Here is an 18528-nt window from a genome sequence, read left to right on the forward strand (position 1 = left end):
TTAGTACATTTGAAATATGAGAATAGAAACCAATCGTTTGATTTTAAGAAATATTGAAGAAACCGATGTTGAAGACATTCTTAGGATCCGTAGCAATGAAGAAATCAACAGATACATCTTGCGTAATTCACCAAAAACGAATTATGATGCACTGGATTTTATTTTAACGATAAAAAGAAATACCCAAAATAACGAAACTGTATATTTGGGTATTTCATATAAAGATCAACCCAACCTTATCGGAACGATATGTTTGTGGAATTTTTCTGAAGACAGAAAGATAGCAGAAGTAGGCTATGAGCTCTTGCCGGACTATCACAGACAGGGAATTATGTCTGAAGCATTGGATGCTGTTTTACATTTTGGTTTTAATGAATTAAATTTGCAGGAGATTATAGCTACTACCCATCAAGATAATAATAGTTCAAAAACCCTGCTTTTAAAATATAATTTTGTTTTAGAACAGGATAAAAAAGATGAAGATTTTCCTGAGGGAATTATTTTTAGCTTAAAGAAATAATTGACCTGTAGCGGAGTAATTAGCCAATAGGCATCTAATCAATAAATTAACCCATTTTCAAATTATTGAATTGAAACAATGACCTGGACAGAAGTTTTAGCACCTATAAAAAGTACTGAATATTTTAAAAACCTTTGGGAGAAGGTAAAACAAGAATATGCAACCACTAAAGTATTTCCCCCAAAAAATCAAATTTTCAGAGCACTGGAAATTACACCTTTTGATGATATTGAAGTGGTGATTATCGGGCAGGACCCTTATCATAATGATTACCAGGCTAACGGATTGTGCTTTTCTGTTTCAGAGCAGGTGGCAGCTCCACCTTCTCTAAAGAACATTTTTATTGAATTGAAAGATGATCTTGGAGTAGTAAGGACTTCTAAAGAGCTGGATGATTGGGGAAAACAGGGAGTACTGTTGCTAAATGCAACATTAACAGTACGTGCTCATTCTCCCAACTCCCATAAAGATTTGGGATGGGAAAAATTTACAGACTTTATCATTAAGGAGATTTCAGATAAAAAAGAAAATGTAGTCTTTGTGCTTTGGGGAGCTTTTGCACAAAAAAAAGCCGAACTTATTGATCCGGCCAAGCACTTTATTTTGAAATCTGCGCATCCTTCACCTTTTTCCGTATACAGGGGTTTTTTTGGAAGCAAGCCTTTCTCAAAAATTAATGAATATCTTATCTCAAAAGGGAAGAAACCTATTTCGTGGTAGTTTTTTCGCCTGTTTTTTTGATGGTAATTCCAATTTTGTATTTTCCCGGAAGTCCTTTTGTTCCTTCCTGTGCAGTCGGGTAGGGGGTAACATCTTTTAATGAGATGGTATATCCATTAAATTCTGCAGATTGTACATAGTTTCTTCCCGGATTATCCATTGTGGCTAATGTTAAGGTTACAGGTCTCGTTGTAGTCCCCATAACCAGTACATTGGCCACCGCGACACCTGCCCAAATGCAATTAACGCCTTCCGGACAACGGCTGTCTTCGGAAATATTGGTAAAAGTAACATTCATCTGATATTCTTTGAGGAATCTGTTTTCTCCCTCATTGAAGTAAATAATGTCTCCTTCCTTATTCATTGTTTTTTCTTTTGTGTTGGTTGCTGCGGATGGTTTAGACCCCTTTTGTGCATTACAATTGGTAAGCACAAGCATTCCTAAACTGAGTACAATGGTTTTGTATATCATGGTATTTCTTTTTTAAATATAATCAAGCATATTCAATATTACTACCAAAAACATTGCCACACCTACCACAAAACTGAATCCCGTACCGTATATGAATCCAATAAAGGCTCCTTTTGTGGATTTCAGGGCCTTATCCATGTCCTTACTGTCGTGAAGAAGTTCTCCAATAAATACTCCTGCAAACATACCGATCAGAAATCCTAAAGGGATGGGAATAAACATACCTGCAATAGTTCCGACTACTGAACCGATGCTTCCCCATTTTGTGCCGCCATATTTTTTATTGGTTCTGGCCGGGATCACATAATTTAGAACAGCAGAAGCTGCGGTAAGAATCCCGAAAACCCAGATATACAACATCGGTAGATCCGCATCTGTACCGAATTTGTAAATCAACAATCCGCAAAGGCTGAGTAGCAGTCCAGGCAGCACCGGGAGAAAGGTGCCCAGTATACCCAGGACAAGTAAAATAAGACAAAGAATATTAATTAATGTAGTATCCATTCTTTAAAAATATAATGCAATATAAAAAAAGTGGCCTTAAAAAAGCCACCTTTTCATATAAGTTGAGAATTTTCTATAAGTTTAAGATTACATATTGCAGAATCACACCTGCGTTGCCGATGTTTCCTGAAGCATGATTATGGAAAGTGGTATAATAAATATACCCGCTGGTTGAAGACCCCGAGCAAGGCCCTACTGTGGCCCCTAACGCTACCAAATAAGGAACCAGTACCTGAGGAACTGAAATACTGATCTGAATGTTGCCTGGTAAAGTAATACAAACCGTTACAAATGTTGAATTGGGAGCGTTTCCTATTGGCGTGGTAGGAATACCTGTTGCGGAGAAATGATTGGTTCTGATCATCAGGGCATCGTTTGATGAGGTTTCTTTAACCAACACTTCCCAGTAAGCCGGATCGTAATTAATTATTTTTTGCCATGACCCTAAATCATAGTTGATGTTAAGTGTATTAAATCCTAAAGCCGTTGTAAGTCCGGCATTGTTTACCGTAGCATCCAGGGTACCTGTGCTTCCGATGTTTTTAGAACATAACTTGGTATCAGGAACAAACCCTCCGGTCATTGAACAGTTACTCGTATTGCTTGTTCCACCTACCAGATAGGAAACATCCCAATCCGAAGCATAGATACTCCCACCATTAGCAACAAAAGTGGCTAGATTAGCATCAATTACAGTATAGAGTCCAGGATTTGAAGAGTAATTATTTCTTGAACCACAGTTGAGAAATATAATGTCATATTGTGCAATAGCAGTTAAGTTGGCAAGATCGGCATTGGTAATTTCGGTGGCATTATAGCCTAAAGTCTGAATGATATCCTCAATTTTATCATACGCTCCCTTTACATAAGCTATTTTTGCAACCTGATTGAGCTTGGTTTGGCTGACATCGAGATTTAAGGTTTCATGATCTTTTACAGTTGCAGCAATTTCCGTACGGAAATTACTACCATTACCCGTCTGAATATGGATAGTCCGATTTCCAGCCGGAGCATCCAATGTAAAGTTACCGTTGGCATCTGAAGTGGTATGATAAATTTTATACTGATCGTCAAATGTAAAAACTGAAGCACCTCCAATAGGTTTAGTGCCATTTTGTGACATCACTTTACCGGTAAGTTTTCCTGTCTTTATAGCAGTTGGGCCAACGTTTTCGGAAGGTGTTGCAGAATCATCTCCTCCGGAGCAGTTGATAAACAGTGTGAATACACACAATAAAATAAATAAGTAGTGTTTTCTCATATCTGATTGATTTTTATGGGGTTAGTTTGAATCAAATTTAATAAATAATTAAATATAAAATAATGTAATATGATAAATTTTGAGTATTATTTTTATTATAAATATTATTTTATATTTATTTTTTTAATTATTTGTATTTATTTTATAGTAATTAATAAATGTTACAATGTTTATAATTTATTAAAAATAAAAAAGCAGAATTTAGATTTGTTTTTTTGTAGTCAATCTTTAACTTTGATGAACAAATCTAAAATATTATACTATAAAAAATTTGTTATTAAGCCTAATGGCTTTTACTATGATGTCATCTTTTATTTATGCTAATACAGGGTATGGCAAAAATAAAATTGAAAATTCCGGAAAAAAAGAAATTAAAAAAGAACCGAGAGTAGATAGCTTTAAAATCGTAGGAGAAAATTTTGATGATGTAAATAAAGAATGTAGTATTACTGTTAATTACTATAGTCTAGGACAATATGTTGGACAACAAACTTATTCTGGAAATACAGCAGCTCTATGTGGAGTTAAAACATGTGGACAATGGCGCGATACAATGATAAGCGCAATAAATTCATGGGTAAATACTAATGAAGCCATGTATCCCAGCTGTAATGATTGTGCCTGTTAATATTCAAAATATCTCAAAAATGCAGTTTATATTTAAACTGCATTTTTGTATTTTTGCTTTCAATGAAAAATGAAATACAGGATACTAAAAGTTTTTTACAAGAGATAAGTGAGCAACTATATATCTACATTAGTCGCATATCTCCCCCTGGGCTTGATTGGGTACTCCATATTATTGTAAAGCTGGCTTTATTAATTGCTATTTTCTTAGTAATTGATTTCATTTTAAAATTTGTAATTAATTATAGCTTTCGTATTTTTCATAATCAGGAAAAATATCCTATTATGAATTCTATTAAGAATTCAAAGATTACAAATTCTCTTGCACATTTTGTTGCGTTGACTATTGTGGGAGGACTACATGAGTCCATATTTGCAGGTGCTTTGCCACAAACCACAATTTTTATTATCAGGTCTGTTAATTTGGGACTGGTATTAATTTTAGCCGGAATGTTTTATAGATCCCTAACTGCATTCAGAAATTATTTTGTTATCAAACAGGATTTTTATAATATAATGGCACTTAATGCGATCTCTGAAACGGTTAAGATTCTGGGAATTTTTATTTTTTCAGTCGTGGGAATTTGTGTTATTTTTGGCATCAAAGGAACAACAATTGTTGGAAGCTTAGGAGCAATAACTGCTGTTTTAGTCCTTGTTTTTAGAGATACTATTTTAGGATTTGTAACCGGCATTCACGTAGCAACTTCTAAAAGTCTGAAAGTGGGAGACTGGGTGAGTATTCCTAAATACAGTATCGAAGGTAATATAGCAGATATCAGTCTTCTAACCACAAAAATCAACAATTTTGATAAAACGGTTTCTACGATTCCTACTTACGATCTGCTGACTACCGAGATCAAGAATCTTCAGATCATGTCCGAATCGAATACCCGAAGGATAAAAAAATCAATTTATTTTAATATCAATTCTTTTAAGTTTTTAAACGATGAAGAAATCAATCGTCTAAAGGATATCAATCTCATCTCCGAATACCTGGAAGGAAAAAGTATAGAAATCAGAAAGGAAAAAGAATCATTGGCTCATAATGATAAAATTGTGAACGGACGACAATTGACCAATATCGGAGTCTTCAGGTATTACGCCCAAAAATATATAGAAAATGACCCGGATATTGATCAAAAAGGAGTGGTAATGGTTCGTCAGCTGGATATTACTCCGCATGGGCTGCCCTTGGAAATATACTGCTTTGCCAACGACTCCAAATGGGAGCGTTTTGAGCAAATCCAGGCAGATATTTTTGACCATCTGTTGGTTGCTTCAAAAGAATTTGACCTGCAGGTAATGCAGGTTGCAGTGAAAGTTTAATAAATAAGAGATTAGACCTTACATGTTGGATATTCAATGGATTTTATCTGACATACAGGATCTAAGCTCTAATATCTACTTATAAAAATGACAAAACTAAGTGTAAACATTAATAAAATTGCAACTTTAAGAAATGCAAGAGGAGGCGAATTGCCAAGTGTAACAGAAGCTGCAATTAAAATTCAGGAATTCGGAGGACAGGGGATTACCATCCATCCTCGACCTGATGAAAGACACATTACCAGAAAAGATGTTTATGATCTGAAACCTTTGGTAACTACGGAGTTCAATATTGAAGGGAATCCACACCGTGCCTTCATCGATATGGTCCTTGAAGTGAAACCCGAGCAGGTAACATTGGTTCCTGACGCAGATGATGCCATTACTTCTAATGCCGGCTGGGATACAAAAAAACACTTAGATTTTCTTACTGATGTTATTGCCGAATTTAAAAATGCAGGAATCCGTACTTCAATCTTTCTTGATCCTAATCCTGGATTAGTAGAATACGCTGCAAAAACCGGAACTGACAGGATAGAATTGTATACGGAAGCTTATGCAAAAGATTATGTTGCGAATAAAGAACAGGCAATAAAGCCATATCTTGAAACGGCTTTAGCTGCCGGCGAATTCGGCCTGGGAGTTAACGCGGGGCATGATCTTAGTCTTGATAATTTAAAATACTTTGCGGATACGATACCAAATTTGCTGGAAGTTTCCATAGGACATGCATTAGTTTCGGAAGCTTTGTATATGGGTATGGAAAATACGATTCAGGCTTATTTGAAGAGATTGGCTAAGTGGTAAGATTTCCTGTGTTTTGGGAATTAATAGAATATTCATCATTTCACATTGCAATTACCACCTAATATCTAATATAAAAATTATGGAAATTTTACATTCAAAAATATTTGGCGAGGATAAATCGTCTACTCCTTTATTGGTCTTTCACGGATTGTTCGGAATGCTTGACAACTGGGGAAGCTTTGGAAAAGATTTAGGGGAATATCTTCCTGTTCATTTACTGGACCTCAGAAATCATGGAAGAAGTTTTCATTCGGAGAGTATGTCACATGATGATCTGGCTGATGATATTGCGCATTATATGGATCATTACGGAATAGAGAAAGCTCATGTTCTGGGACATTCTTTAGGCGGAAAAGCAGTAATGCAATTTGCGATAAGGTATCCGGAAAAGGTAGAAAAGCTTATTGTAGTTGACATTTCTCCAAAAGCATATCCTCCGCACCATCAGGGAATTATTAAAGCATTGGAAACGGTGGATTTCAATAATGTAGGCTCGAGAAATGAGGTGGAAGCAGTTCTTAGTCAGTATATTCCTGAGAAATCGACCATTCAGTTTTTAACAAAGAACTTATATTGGGACGATAACAAAAAACTAAACTGGAGGTTTAACCTTAAGACTTTATCCGAAAAATATAATGAGTTTGTATCCAATGCAATAAAATTTGGAGTGTTTGAGGGTGAAACTTTATTTATTTCCGGGGAAAAATCCAATTATATTCTCCGACAGGATGAATTTGCCATTAAACAACAGTTTCCTAAGGCTAAAATTGTCGTTGTTAAAAATGCAGCTCATTGGGTACAGGCTGACAACCCTACAGAGTTTAGTCATGTAGTGAAGAATTTTTTGGGTTTGGATTGATTTGATTCTCTGTTTGTTGTATTGTTAAAATTTTCTTAAAAGAGTGATATATTTTTTTGCATAAGGGAAATTTTGTACTTTAGATTTATCAAAAAAGTTAAAAATATTTACTTATGAAACCAAAAAAACTAAAAAAACCATTCTTTGCTTCTTTTTTGGAGAAGCAAATTCAAGAGCCTGAGAAAGTAACCGGAGGTGGGGAAGTTATTACTTCACCCAATTCAGACAATATTACGATTCCTTCCAAGGATAATATCACTTCCGTTTTGGTTGACAATGTTACCACAGTAAGAAATGATAATGTAACCTTGAAATATCCTTCTGATAGTGATGAAGGTGGACCTTTAGATCATATAGAATTATAGATCAGATCCATTTATATCAATCGATCATTTTTAATAATTTCAACAAAATACTAAGTTAAACCAAATTAAAACATTATGAAAAACAAGAGTTCAAAGAAAAAACCATTTTTCGCAGCATTCCTTGAAAAACAACTGAAAGATCCTCAATCTGTAACAGGAGGTGGACCAGATATCACAATTCCTGAAAGAGATGTTGTTACTAAGCCAACTTTGGATATGGCTCATACATTGAAATATCCATCAGATGGAGATGATGATTCACCAACAGTGCCATTATAGTGAATTGTTTTAAAGAAAAATAAAACATACTAAAATCATAAGAAAGGAAACTTACACTCTAAGTTTCCTTTTTTAATAAAAAGCAAAAAATGATTCTTTGTATCACGCACTCCAATGACTTTTATACTATAGATATTTTCTTTGAATATCTTACTTCTAAAAATATTCCCTACTTCAGGTTAAATTCAGACCACCTGAATTACCTTCAGAAAATTAGTATTACTGACCATTCGTTTGAATTGACTGACGAGTTTGGAAATACGTTCCGTTCCAGCGATATCAAGGCAGTGTGGCATAGAAAAGGATGGCGTATCAGTATTCCTGAAGAGCTTGATGATGACTATGTGAAAATTTTCATCAATGAATATGGAAATCTTCGTTATAATCTCTACACGGCTCTTGAAGATGTTCCCTGGATCAATCCTTTTGAAGCTGAAAAGAAAACGGATGGAAACAAATTATATCAACTGAAAATTGCTAAAAAAAATAAATTAACGATACCGAAAACACTTTTCTCAAACGATGAAGAAGAGATTACAGCCTTCTTTCATACATATTGTAATGGAAAAGCTGTGGCAAAGCTGCATGGAGTTATTGCCAAATCTATGGGAGGTGAAAATATGCTCTCCACAACGATTATAAGAGAAGATAATTTAGAATCACTGGCAGATATTGCATATTGTCCTATGATTTTTCAGCCGTATATAGAAAAAGAATATGAACTAAGGATCATGTATGTTGATGGTGAGTTTTTTACGGGTAAAATTAATAATAGTGAACATGCCGACTGGCGTGTTAATCAGGGAAATTATACATGGTCAGCTTACGAATTGCCGGAATATATTAAGTCTTCTCTTACATTAATGATGAAAGAAATGGGGCTCTATATGGGAGCGATCGATATGATCAAAGGAAGAGATGAAAATTACTATTTTCTTGAAGTTAATCCACAAGGAGAGTGGGGAATGTTACAAAAAGAACTTAACTTTCCCATTGCGGAAAGAATTGCCGATAACCTTATCAAAAGAATGAAAACCAATGAATAACAAAATTTTAATCATCACCCATACCGGGGACAATTTTTCAATACAAAAAGTAACGGAGTATATTATTAAAAATAATTTTGAGGTCATCCGCTTTGATGTCGATTTATATCCCTTACAAAATAAACTGTCGACTACTTTCCAAGATGGAAAATGGATCAGTATTCTCGAAACTCCGGATGCTAAACATCGTTTAGATGATATTGCTGCGGTGTGGTACAGAAGAGCTTACAATATGGGAGATGGACTAAAGGAAGAGTTAGATGCCAAATTCTATGGTGCTGCGATGGGTGAAATACGAACAACCCTTTTTGGATTTTTAGAATCCATAGATGTGTATGCTCTGGGTAAGCCAAGTGTTTACAGAAGATTAGACAGTAAAGAGGAGCAGTTAAAAATTGCGGATAAGATAGGATTTAAAATTCCGGAAACCTGTATTACCAATAATCCTGAAGAAGCCAGAAATTTTATCCTGAAACATCAGAATGTTATCGGAAAGATGCAATCGGGTTTTGCTATTTATGAAGATGGGGTAGAAAGTGTTGTATTTACCAACGTGATTAAAGAGGACAAGCTGGATGATCTGGATTCGCTGTTGTATTGCCCTATGCAATTCCAAAAGAAAATTGAAAAGAAAAGAGAGTTAAGAGTAACCGCAGTAGGGCAGGATGTATATGCGTTCGAAATTGATTCGCAACAGTTTGAAGATGCAAAAGTAGACTGGAGAAAGGATGGTGTAAACCTGATCGATAAATGGGTAAGAACAGATCTTCCCAAAGATATTGAAGCTAAAGTTTTAGAGCTTCTGGATGTATATAATGTTGATTACGGAGCAATGGATATCATTGTTTCTCCTGAAGATGAATATTATTTTATTGAAATTAATGGTGCCGGAGAATTTTTCTGGCTGGATAATCTTACGGAAGAAAATCTTATTTCGAAGAGCATTGCTGATGTTTTATGTGATAAAGCACCACGAAGAAATAATATGGTCTTAGCTTAGAATATGTGATTACTAATGTAATCACTATTTATCAATTTGTCATCACATGTTAATTCATTATATAAAAAACGGGCTAAAGCCCGTTTTTATCATTTTAATCAAACAATTGGCTTTATCCAAAACCTGAAAAAGAGTATTTTTCAATAACCTTATTATGTTTGAGTGTAATTAAATAACAAACTAAAGTAAAATTGTCCTTTAAAAATCGCAAATTTGCATTATATGATTTTACATGATTTTTCAATACATTGAAGAATTGCTGAATCAAAAATATTATTATAATTTAGTCAACAACCAAGTAGGAATATAATTGATGGTTTTTGTAACGGGAGCAACCGGAATTTTGGGTCGTGTAATTATTTTGGAACTTTTAAAAAAAGGAAAAAAAGTACGCGCTGCCAAAAGGAGAACAAGTAATTTAAACGAAGTAAAGCATTCATATCAGTTTTATACAGAAAACTCTGATGATTTTTTTAATAAAATTGAATGGGTAGATGTAGATTTTGATGATATGAATTCTTTAGAAGATGCCCTGAAAGGCGTAGAAGAAGTGTATCATTGTGCTGCAAAAGTAAGCTTTCATCCACAAGATGAGAAAGAAATGTACCATACGAATATCAAGGGTACAGAAAATCTTTTATTTGCTTGTGAAGGTTCGTCTGTTACTAAATTTCTTCATGTGAGTTCTGTGGCTGTTTTAGACGGTTATAATGAAAAAGGGGAACTTGACGAAGAATCTGATTTTAATCCGAAGATTGACCATCCTGCGTATGCCATTTCAAAACATTTATCTGAAATGGAAGTATGGAGAGCTTCAGCCGAGGGCCTGAAAACCATTATCATCAATCCTGCAATTATCATAGGAAGTGGAAACTGGAACCAAAGCAGTGGTGAACTTTTTTCGACTTTTGAAAAAAATAATTTTACCTTTTCCGGGGGATCGTCTTACGTGGATGTCCGGGATGTTGCCCGGATTTCTGTAGAGCTGATGGAAAATAATATTTTTGGAGAACGCTTTATTCTGGTCTCGGAGAATAAACGATATGCCGAAACAGGGAATTATATTCGTAAAAAACTGGGATTGAAAAATGCCAGAATATTGTCTAAAGCAGAACTTAATGCCGGAAGAATAGCCAATATCCTTTTCGGGTGGCTGATTCCACAATTAAAGCTGGTTACAAAATCTAATATTGAATCCATCACATCCTTTAATACCATTTCCAACGAAAAAATTAAGCAAAAGCTGAATTATCACTTCATTCCTATTGAGGAAAGTATTGATTTTCATCTCAATAATTATATTAACGACAAAAAGGGGAATAAATAAATGAATCTTGCAGAGGCTATTATCAGTAAAAATATAGAAAAACACCCGTTAAAGTCAGCGATTGGTTTTAAAACGAAAGAGGTTTGGAAAGAGTTGAGCTGGAAGAAATTCAGTGAGATGATCTTTAAAACAGCAAATGCACTCAAAGAGGCGGGAATTCAGGAGGGTGACAGGGTCGCTATTTATTCCGATAATTCTGCAGAATGGATGGTCTTTGATCTTGCCTCCCTGTCGATCGGAGCTATTACTGTTCCTATTTATTCTACCAATAATGCTGAGCAGGCAGAATACATCATCAATGATTCTCATTCTAAAATTGTTTTAGTAGGGAATCAGGCTCAATATGATGCATGTTTTGAACTTCTAAACAAAGAGGGCAGTAGCCTTCAGGGTATTGTGGTTTCTAAAAAGTCAGTGTGGATTAAAAAAGAAGATGCTTCTTATCTGGAAGATTTTATTGCGAAAGCTGCTGCAAAGCCGGAGTTCTGTAAAAAAGAATATGAAGATGTTGCCACACTGATCTACACTTCGGGAACAACGGGAACGCCCAAAGGAGTTATGCTTACCCATGGGAATTTTATAAAAGCTTTTGATGCCCATTTTGAGTTTTTCAGGTTTAAAAACTTTGAAGAGGAATTGTCATTAGCCTTTTTGCCGTTGAGTCATGTTTTTGAAAGAAGCTGGAGCTTACTCTCATTATATGGTGGCGCCAGAGTATATTTTCTGGAGGATCCGAAAAATATAGCAAAAGCCTTGATTGAAGTAAAGCCGACTATGATGTGTGCGGTCCCAAGGTTTTTTCAGAAGATCTATGCGGGAGTGAATGATATGGTTACAGAAAGCTCTTCACTAAAGAAAAAGATCTTTAACTGGGCTTTGGAAACCGGTAAGCAGACTGCCGAATTAAGGAGAAATGATCAGCCTGCACCATTAGGACTTAAAATAAAAGAATCTATTGCCAATATGCTTGTTTTTAGTAAAATCAAAGAGAAGATGGGTGGCAGATTATGGTTTTTACCTTGTGGAGGAGCCTCGCTTTCTCCGGAAGTAACACGCTTTTTTGAGTCTGTAGGAATTCATGTAACGGTTGGTTACGGGCTTACTGAAACGACTGCTACTCTGACGCTGTTTCCTTTAACGCATTTTGAGCACGCAACAAGCGGAAGACCTTTACCGGGTGTTCAGATCCGCATTGGGGAAAATGATGAGATCCAGGCAACAGGAAACGGAATTATGAAAGGGTATTACAATAAACCGGATGAAACCAGAGCTGTATTTACATCAGATGGATGGTTCAAAACAGGAGATGCCGGAAAGATTGACGATAAAGGGAATCTGATCATTACCGACAGAATCAAGGATCTGATGAAAACCTCAAACGGAAAATATATTGCCCCGCAGCAAATTGAAAATCTTCTGACCAATAACAATTATATCCAGCAGATTATATTAATTGCTGAGGGAAGACAGTTTGTCTCCGCTTTGATTGTTCCAAACTTCGAATTTTTGGAAGATTATATCAAGAAAAACAATATTCCTTTTACCAGCTGGGAGGACATTGTAAAAAGAGAAGAAATTATCAGTCTCTATAAAGATAAAATTAAAGAATTACAGGAGCCGCTTGCGGACTTTGAGAAAGTGAAAAAGTTTACTTTAATGCCGTCTGAATTCGATATCAATACCGGTGAAATTACTCCGACATTGAAAATTAAAAGGAATGTGGTTTTAAAGAAATACGAGGATATTATTGAAAAAATGTACTAGATGAAATTTGATCCTATGAAGTTTTAATACTCAAATTGATCTTAGAACTTTTTCGTAGGGAATAAATCAGGCTTCATCATTTTGAATTAAATTATGACAACACAGGAATTTCTAGGAAAAGAAAATTATACAGTTACTTCACAAACGGTTTCGGAAAGCTGTCCGTCAAATATTGCTTTGATTAAATATTGGGGGAAATATGCAGATCAGATTCCAGCCAACCCAAGTATCAGCTATACCCTTAACCATTGTAAAACAAATACAATATTAGAGTTCTTAGCGGATCAGCCCTTTTCAGTTCAAACTTTTCTGTCAGGAAATGAAGAGGTAAAATTCGGAGAAAAAATAGAAAAGTATTTTAAAAATATAGAACAATACTTACCTTGGATTTTAAGAGGAAAGTATATTATTAAAACAGAAAATACTTTTCCACACAGTTCAGGGATTGCAAGCTCGGCTTCGGGTTTTGGAGCCATTGCAAAATGTCTTATGGCGCTCGATGAACTTTTTTCAGGGAAAGGATCGGAAGAAGAATCTTTAAGGAAAGCGTCATTTCTGGCCAGACTGGGAAGTGGAAGTGCATGCAGAAGTCTGTATAACGGATTGGTCGTATGGGGAAGTTCTGATGTGGTTGAGGGAAGTTCCGATTTGTTTGCAGTCCGATACACTGATGAAGATATTCATGCTATTTTCAAAGATTTTAATGACTGGGTCCTGCTGATTCATGAAGGACAGAAAAGTGTTTCTTCTACAGTAGGTCATGGTTTGATGAATACAAATCCTTATGCAGAAAGAAGATTTCAGGAAGCAAGAGAAAACTTTATTCCGATGAGAGAGATTCTTAAAAACGGGGATATGGAAAGGTTTATTACATTGGTTGAACATGAGGCCCTTACCCTTCATGCAATGATGATGATGAGCGATCCTGCATTTATCTTGATGAAAACAGGAACTCTGGAAGTCATCAATAAAATATGGGATTTCAGAAAGGAGACGGGGTTACCTTTATTTTTTACTTTGGACGCAGGAGCAAATGTTCATCTGTTATTTCCGAATAATGGTGCTGAAGAAAAGATCAAGACCTTTATTGAATCTGAACTATTGCCACATACCCAAAAGAACGGAGTGGTAAAAGATGTGATGAAGTTTTAAAATATATCATACAAAAAATGCCCGGAAGTAAAACTTCCGGGCATTTTTTATATATTAATGATTACTCATTTTTTTATCCTAAATATGGATATTTGTAATCTTTAGGAGAAACAAAAGTTTCTTTGATACTTCTTACGGAAGTCCATCTCAGAAGATTCATTTTAGAACCTGCTTTATCATTGGTTCCTGAAGCTCTACCTCCTCCGAAAGGCTGTTGTCCTACTACAGCTCCTGTTGGTTTATCATTGATGTAGAAGTTACCTGAAGCATTTTCTAAAGCTTTGAAAGCTTCATTTACCGCATAACGGTCTTGAGCAAAAACAGAACCTGTTAATGAATATGGAGATGAAGAATCCACCAGCTGTAAAGTTTCTTTCCAGTCTTTATCTTCGTAAACATAGATACTTAAGATAGGGCCAAAGATTTCTTCAACCATACTTTCGTATTGAGGATTTGTAGTTTCAATAACGGTTGGATTTACAAACCATCCTTTTGAATCATCACATTTTCCTCCGATCACTACATTAGCTTCATTAGAGTTTTGAGCTCTCTCGATATATCCTTTACATTTTTCGAAAGAATTTTTATCGATAACAGCATTGACAAAGTTTGAAGGATCTTCCGGAGAACCGATCTTAATTGTACTCATCTGAGCTTCCATTACTTTTTTTACATCTGCCCAAAGAGATTTTGGAATATATGCTCTTGAAGCCGCAGAACATTTCTGTCCCTGATATTCGAAAGCTCCTCTTACTAAAGCTGTAGCTACTGCTTCAACGTTAGCAGATGGGTGAGCGATAACAAAGTCTTTACCTCCAGTTTCTCCAACGATTCTTGGATAGGTTCTGTAGTTATGGATATTATCTCCGATCATTTTCCACATTCCCTGGAAAACTTTTGTAGAACCTGTAAAATGAAGTCCTGCAAAATCACGGTGTGCCAATACTTTCTCAGCAGTTTCTTTACCGTCTGTAAAGATCATGTTGATTACCCCTGCAGGAAGACCTGCCTCCGTTAATACATCCATGATTACTTTTGCAGAATACACCTGCTTATCTGAAGGTTTCCAAACCACTACGTTTCCAAGCATAGCCATACAAGTAGGAAGGTTTCCTGAGATTGCAGTAAAGTTGAACGGAGTTACTGCAAAGCAGAATCCTTCTAATGGTCTGTACTCTACACGGTTCCAGATCCCACTGTCAGAGATAGGCTGCTCAGAATACATTTCCGTCATAAATTCAACATTGAATCTTAAGAAATCTATGAATTCACAAGCTGAGTCAATTTCAGCCTGGTGTACATTTTTAGATTGTCCGATCATGGTTGCTGCATTGATCACGTCTCTGTATGGTCCTGCCAACAGATCAGCAGCCTTTAAGAAGATTGCAGCACGCTGCTCCCATCCAAGCTCGTTCCATTCTTTTTTTGCAGCTAATGCAGCATTGATCGCATCATCCACATGTTGCATTGTTCCTTTGTAGTAAAATCCAAAATCGTGAGCATGATCCTGTGGAGACTGAAGCTGAACCTTCTCGTCGGTTTTTACTTCCTTTCCATTGATGACCATTGGGATTTCTATCTTTTCAGCCCACATTTTTTTGTATGTGGCAATAAGGCTTTTTACTTCAGCTGAACCTGGTACATAAGAGTTTACAGGCTCATTTACTGCAAGTGGAACTTGCGAAATTGCTTTTGACATATATTTTAATTGTTTTAATTAAGTCTGTACTACAAATTTACGATAATTCAGACAAAGAAAAAATAAACCATAGTTTTTATAAATTATCCTTTACATTCATATACTCTATAATAAATGCGGTATTTTACCAGCGAAAATAAATCGTTTTGTGGTGTTTTTGTTTCGATTTTATAATGAGTGAAGGATCTGTATCTCATTTGAATATTAATTAATATTGCCCGGATACAGCTTATACCAGTTTGAAATAATGCAGAATCCTATGATTGAATTCAGTTTTTACAAAAAGATAAACCCGTATAAGAGAAAGAATAAGTATATTTAATGTGTTTTAAGGCAGTAACTTATGAAAATAATATTCTTTATCGTTTTATGCTTTTCCCAGGTTGTTTTTGCTCAGCAAATCAAGAAAAATGTAAAACAGTCTGGCACTTCATCTTCAACAGACGAACTTCTGAATAATGTTCTTAAAAAGTCAAAATGGAATTTTGATTTAAAGGATCTTGATAATTCTCACATCCTGTTGGATCAAGATAAGATGAAGCCTGATGTTTTATACTTTGTTGATGCTAAGAATTTCCAAATGAATATCAATCAGAAAGACTGTAAAAGTATCGTAAAAGGGACTTATCAGATTCTCAGGAAAACTGAAGAGATAGCAGTCACCTTTGGTCATCGTCCGTTTGTAGTAAATTCCCAAACAAATCAGAAATGCATGGAAAGCCTGATCACCTTCCTAGAAAGTAATCTGGATGTTCTATATGATGAAAAAGAGTCTGTTATTGAAATTAAAGAGTATGATTACCCGCCGAGTACTTCTGTTTCTCAATAGCGGATTACATTTTTTCGTTCTCAAGAATTTTCAGCACTAATTTTTCTTCTTGTGTTAAATCCGCCTTGCCATCATTTACTTCAATGTCTTCCAGCTCGTCAAGGTATTTTTTAATCGTATTATTTTCGTAAAGGTTGATCACCAGTGGATGAACATAGTATTTTCTGCACACCGTGCTGGTGTTGCCCAGGTGTGAAGCTACAATATCCAATGCCTCCTTTACTTTTCTTTTGTATTCCGTATTGCTTTCCGCATAGCCTATTTCTTTGAATGCGATTAAAGCACTGACGGTCCCTGACCAGGTTCTGAAGTCCTTAGCCGTAAAATCTTCGCCGCTGATCTCTTTAATATAATCATTCACCATTCCGGAATCAATGGAATGTCTGTTGCCCTCATCATCATAATACTGGAAAAGTTCTTTCCCCGGAATATCTTTACATTTCTGAACAAGTCTTGCCAGCCTTTTACTTTTCAGATCGACATTGTGCATTACCCCTTTTTTTCCTTTGAAAGAAAAGGTCATTTTCTGCCCGTTGATCTTTACGTGTTTATCTTTTAAGGTGGTTAAGCCGAATGATCCATATAGTTTCTCATATGCATTATTACCAATCCTGATATTTGTACGTTGCATAAGGCTTACGATCAGAGCCAGGATTTTTCTTTTTTCAAAATTTCTCAGTGCCAGATCTTTTTCCACATGCAGGCGGATTTCAGGTAAGGCATATCCAAACTGAAGCATCCTGTAAAATTTGGTGTGGTTCCTTAAGGCACTCCATAAAGAATGGTATTTATACTGTTTTCGTTTCTTAATATCAAATCCTGTAGCCTGCAGATGTCCATTGTCCAGGGCACAGATCCAAACATTTTCCCACGCAGGAGGAATTACCAGTTTATTGATCCTGGTGATCTCATCTTTGTCTTTAATGCGTTCACCGTCTTTAAAGTACGAATACTTTTTTCCCCTTCTTTTACGAATAATTCCGGCGGTTTCTGTATCGGAGGTGTAAATAAGATTTACTGCCTTTGCAGAAGCCACCGGATCTTTCATGATCTTAACAATCTTAGAAGGTTTAAGGTGGGAGATCAATTCAAAGTCGTCATTATCCATAATAAAGCATGGTTAAGAGTTTTTACCCTTCGAAAAAATTAATAATAGAATAACGACAACCGCTACAACGAGCAAAATTCCCCACCACATTCCAGCCTTAAAGATAGTCTCGACGGCTTCACAACTTGTTAGTAACAATAAACTGAATATTGCAATACTGTATAAGGGTAATTTTTTCATATTGATTTTTTTAGTGTTTGATTTAAATTCTATGGTGATCAGGTCTCCAGTTTTTGATAGACTTCTTGATCTGATCTCCGGAAATATTTTCATTCAGAGCCTTATACAAAAGCTCTTTAAATTCATCGTCATCAGCGAACCTCAAAGCGGCGATCTGGTCGAAACTTAATTTTTCATAAGCCTCATCGGATCTTTTATTAAAAATTTCAAAGTACCGTTGTCTGAATTCAAGTCTTACAATACGGTTTTGATTGCCGAGTGCATAGTGCTGCCGCAGCATAACGGCTAAATAGAGAATCAGAAAAATGACTATAGAAAATAGGATCCAGGTAAGTTTGTTCTCACCATCATTCCAGATATTATAAATTCCTACGCATTCCAATATAAACAGCAGAGGAAGATAAATGAAGTGATGTGGAGGATAAAATTTTCTGTGGTTTTTATAATTCTGCTTTCCCATAGGATATGATGTAGCAAGAATCTTTCCAAAATAGAATATTTTTAATAATAATTGTTGTTTTCATGCTTTAAAGTATTTGTTTTTGGCTTAAATGATTTATTTTTTATGTATTCATTAAATTCTTTTTTTTCTTACATAAATTTTTTTAGCAGTGAATCATTCAGATGTAGACGGGACATTGAAATTTTTATGTCTAGCGAATGAGAATCTCTCAGTTTTA

General features: G+C 35.4%; 20 protein-coding genes. 14 read left to right on the forward strand and 6 right to left on the reverse strand.

Annotated features, from left to right (window positions below; translation table 11 throughout):
* Positions 1-16: 16 nt before the first annotated feature.
* Together AAEU33_RS10760 and AAEU33_RS10765 are read left to right on the forward strand one after the other, a co-directional pair.
* A complete protein-coding gene (locus AAEU33_RS10760) occupies positions 17-520 on the forward strand; it encodes a GNAT family N-acetyltransferase (RefSeq protein WP_273648635.1) in 504 nt (167 codons plus the stop codon).
* Positions 521-598: 78 nt separating this feature from the next.
* The gene (locus AAEU33_RS10765) at positions 599-1240 is read left to right on the forward strand and encodes a uracil-DNA glycosylase (RefSeq protein ID WP_172279513.1); all 642 of its coding nucleotides are present in this window, start codon (positions 599-601) and stop codon (positions 1238-1240) included.
* Here the strand turns inward: AAEU33_RS10765 and AAEU33_RS10770 are convergent.
* From AAEU33_RS10770 to AAEU33_RS10780, 3 genes are all read right to left on the reverse strand, one after another.
* The gene (locus tag AAEU33_RS10770) at positions 1227-1712 is read right to left on the reverse strand and encodes a hypothetical protein (RefSeq protein ID WP_172279511.1); all 486 of its coding nucleotides are present in this window, start codon (positions 1710-1712) and stop codon (positions 1227-1229) included. The two genes, AAEU33_RS10765 and AAEU33_RS10770, sit on opposite strands and share 14 nt — an antisense overlap.
* 12 nt (positions 1713-1724) lie before the next feature.
* Positions 1725-2216, reverse strand: a complete 492-nt coding sequence (locus tag AAEU33_RS10775; RefSeq protein WP_172279509.1) for a DUF456 domain-containing protein — start codon at positions 2214-2216, stop codon at positions 1725-1727.
* 73 nt (positions 2217-2289) lie between these two features.
* The gene (locus AAEU33_RS10780) at positions 2290-3477 is read right to left on the reverse strand and encodes a carboxypeptidase-like regulatory domain-containing protein (RefSeq protein ID WP_345992607.1); all 1188 of its coding nucleotides are present in this window, start codon (positions 3475-3477) and stop codon (positions 2290-2292) included.
* Positions 3478-3775: 298 nt separating this feature from the next.
* Here AAEU33_RS10780 and AAEU33_RS10785 point away from each other — a divergent pair, with 298 nt between their 5' ends.
* From AAEU33_RS10785 to AAEU33_RS10835, 11 genes are all read left to right on the forward strand, one after another.
* Positions 3776-4105, forward strand: a complete 330-nt coding sequence (locus AAEU33_RS10785) for a hypothetical protein (protein ID WP_345992609.1) — start codon at positions 3776-3778, stop codon at positions 4103-4105.
* A gap of 284 nt (positions 4106-4389) precedes the next feature.
* On the forward strand, positions 4390-5433 hold the full coding sequence (locus AAEU33_RS10790; protein ID WP_345992611.1) for a mechanosensitive ion channel domain-containing protein: 1044 nt from the start codon (positions 4390-4392) through the stop codon (positions 5431-5433).
* Between the two features lie 87 nt (positions 5434-5520).
* Positions 5521-6240, forward strand: a complete 720-nt coding sequence (locus AAEU33_RS10795) for a pyridoxine 5'-phosphate synthase (RefSeq protein WP_172279506.1) — start codon at positions 5521-5523, stop codon at positions 6238-6240.
* Between the two features lie 79 nt (positions 6241-6319).
* The gene (locus tag AAEU33_RS10800; RefSeq protein ID WP_345992614.1) at positions 6320-7099 is read left to right on the forward strand and encodes an alpha/beta fold hydrolase; all 780 of its coding nucleotides are present in this window, start codon (positions 6320-6322) and stop codon (positions 7097-7099) included.
* Between the two features lie 113 nt (positions 7100-7212).
* Positions 7213-7464, forward strand: a complete 252-nt coding sequence (locus AAEU33_RS10805; RefSeq protein ID WP_172279504.1) for a microviridin/marinostatin family tricyclic proteinase inhibitor — start codon at positions 7213-7215, stop codon at positions 7462-7464.
* A gap of 75 nt (positions 7465-7539) precedes the next feature.
* Entirely contained in the window at positions 7540-7743 is a 204-nt protein-coding gene (locus AAEU33_RS10810; RefSeq protein WP_273648630.1) for a microviridin/marinostatin family tricyclic proteinase inhibitor, read from the forward strand.
* A gap of 89 nt (positions 7744-7832) precedes the next feature.
* A complete protein-coding gene (locus tag AAEU33_RS10815) occupies positions 7833-8789 on the forward strand; it encodes an MvdC/MvdD family ATP grasp protein (RefSeq protein WP_345992616.1) in 957 nt (318 codons plus the stop codon).
* Complete coding sequence (locus AAEU33_RS10820) at positions 8782-9789, forward strand: MvdC/MvdD family ATP grasp protein (protein WP_172279501.1); 1008 nt, start codon at positions 8782-8784, stop codon at positions 9787-9789. The genes AAEU33_RS10815 and AAEU33_RS10820 overlap by 8 nt, the downstream gene beginning before the upstream one ends.
* A 313-nt stretch (positions 9790-10102) precedes the next feature.
* Positions 10103-11116, forward strand: coding sequence for an NAD-dependent epimerase/dehydratase family protein (locus AAEU33_RS10825; RefSeq protein WP_345992619.1), 1014 nt, complete (start codon positions 10103-10105; stop codon positions 11114-11116).
* Complete coding sequence (locus AAEU33_RS10830; protein ID WP_345992621.1) at positions 11117-12880, forward strand: long-chain fatty acid--CoA ligase; 1764 nt, start codon at positions 11117-11119, stop codon at positions 12878-12880.
* A gap of 93 nt (positions 12881-12973) precedes the next feature.
* Positions 12974-14032 carry a diphosphomevalonate decarboxylase gene (locus AAEU33_RS10835; protein ID WP_345992623.1) on the forward strand — a complete coding sequence of 353 codons (1059 nt, stop codon included), beginning with the start codon at positions 12974-12976 and terminating at the stop codon, positions 14030-14032.
* Between the two features lie 73 nt (positions 14033-14105).
* On the opposite strand, the gene pruA is transcribed toward AAEU33_RS10835, so the two are convergent.
* The gene (pruA, locus tag AAEU33_RS10840) at positions 14106-15731 is read right to left on the reverse strand and encodes an L-glutamate gamma-semialdehyde dehydrogenase (RefSeq protein WP_172279497.1); all 1626 of its coding nucleotides are present in this window, start codon (positions 15729-15731) and stop codon (positions 14106-14108) included.
* A gap of 343 nt (positions 15732-16074) precedes the next feature.
* On the opposite strand from pruA, the gene AAEU33_RS10845 reads away from it, so the two are divergent.
* Positions 16075-16560 (forward strand): hypothetical protein, encoded by a 486-nt coding sequence (locus tag AAEU33_RS10845; RefSeq protein ID WP_345992625.1) that lies wholly within the window; start codon positions 16075-16077, stop codon positions 16558-16560.
* A gap of 4 nt (positions 16561-16564) precedes the next feature.
* On the opposite strand, the gene AAEU33_RS10850 is transcribed toward AAEU33_RS10845, so the two are convergent.
* Both AAEU33_RS10850 and AAEU33_RS10855 read right to left on the reverse strand, forming a co-directional pair.
* Positions 16565-17668: a DNA topoisomerase IB gene (locus AAEU33_RS10850; protein ID WP_172279495.1), complete on the reverse strand. Its 1104-nt coding sequence runs from the start codon at positions 17666-17668 to the stop codon at positions 16565-16567.
* A 202-nt stretch (positions 17669-17870) separates the two neighbouring features.
* Positions 17871-18308, reverse strand: coding sequence for a DUF6526 family protein (locus tag AAEU33_RS10855; protein WP_345992627.1), 438 nt, complete (start codon positions 18306-18308; stop codon positions 17871-17873).
* Positions 18309-18528 lie beyond the last annotated feature (220 nt).

It is taken from the genome of Chryseobacterium sp. Chry.R1 (assembly GCF_039645525.1).
Taxonomy (GTDB): domain Bacteria; phylum Bacteroidota; class Bacteroidia; order Flavobacteriales; family Weeksellaceae; genus Chryseobacterium; species Chryseobacterium proteolyticum.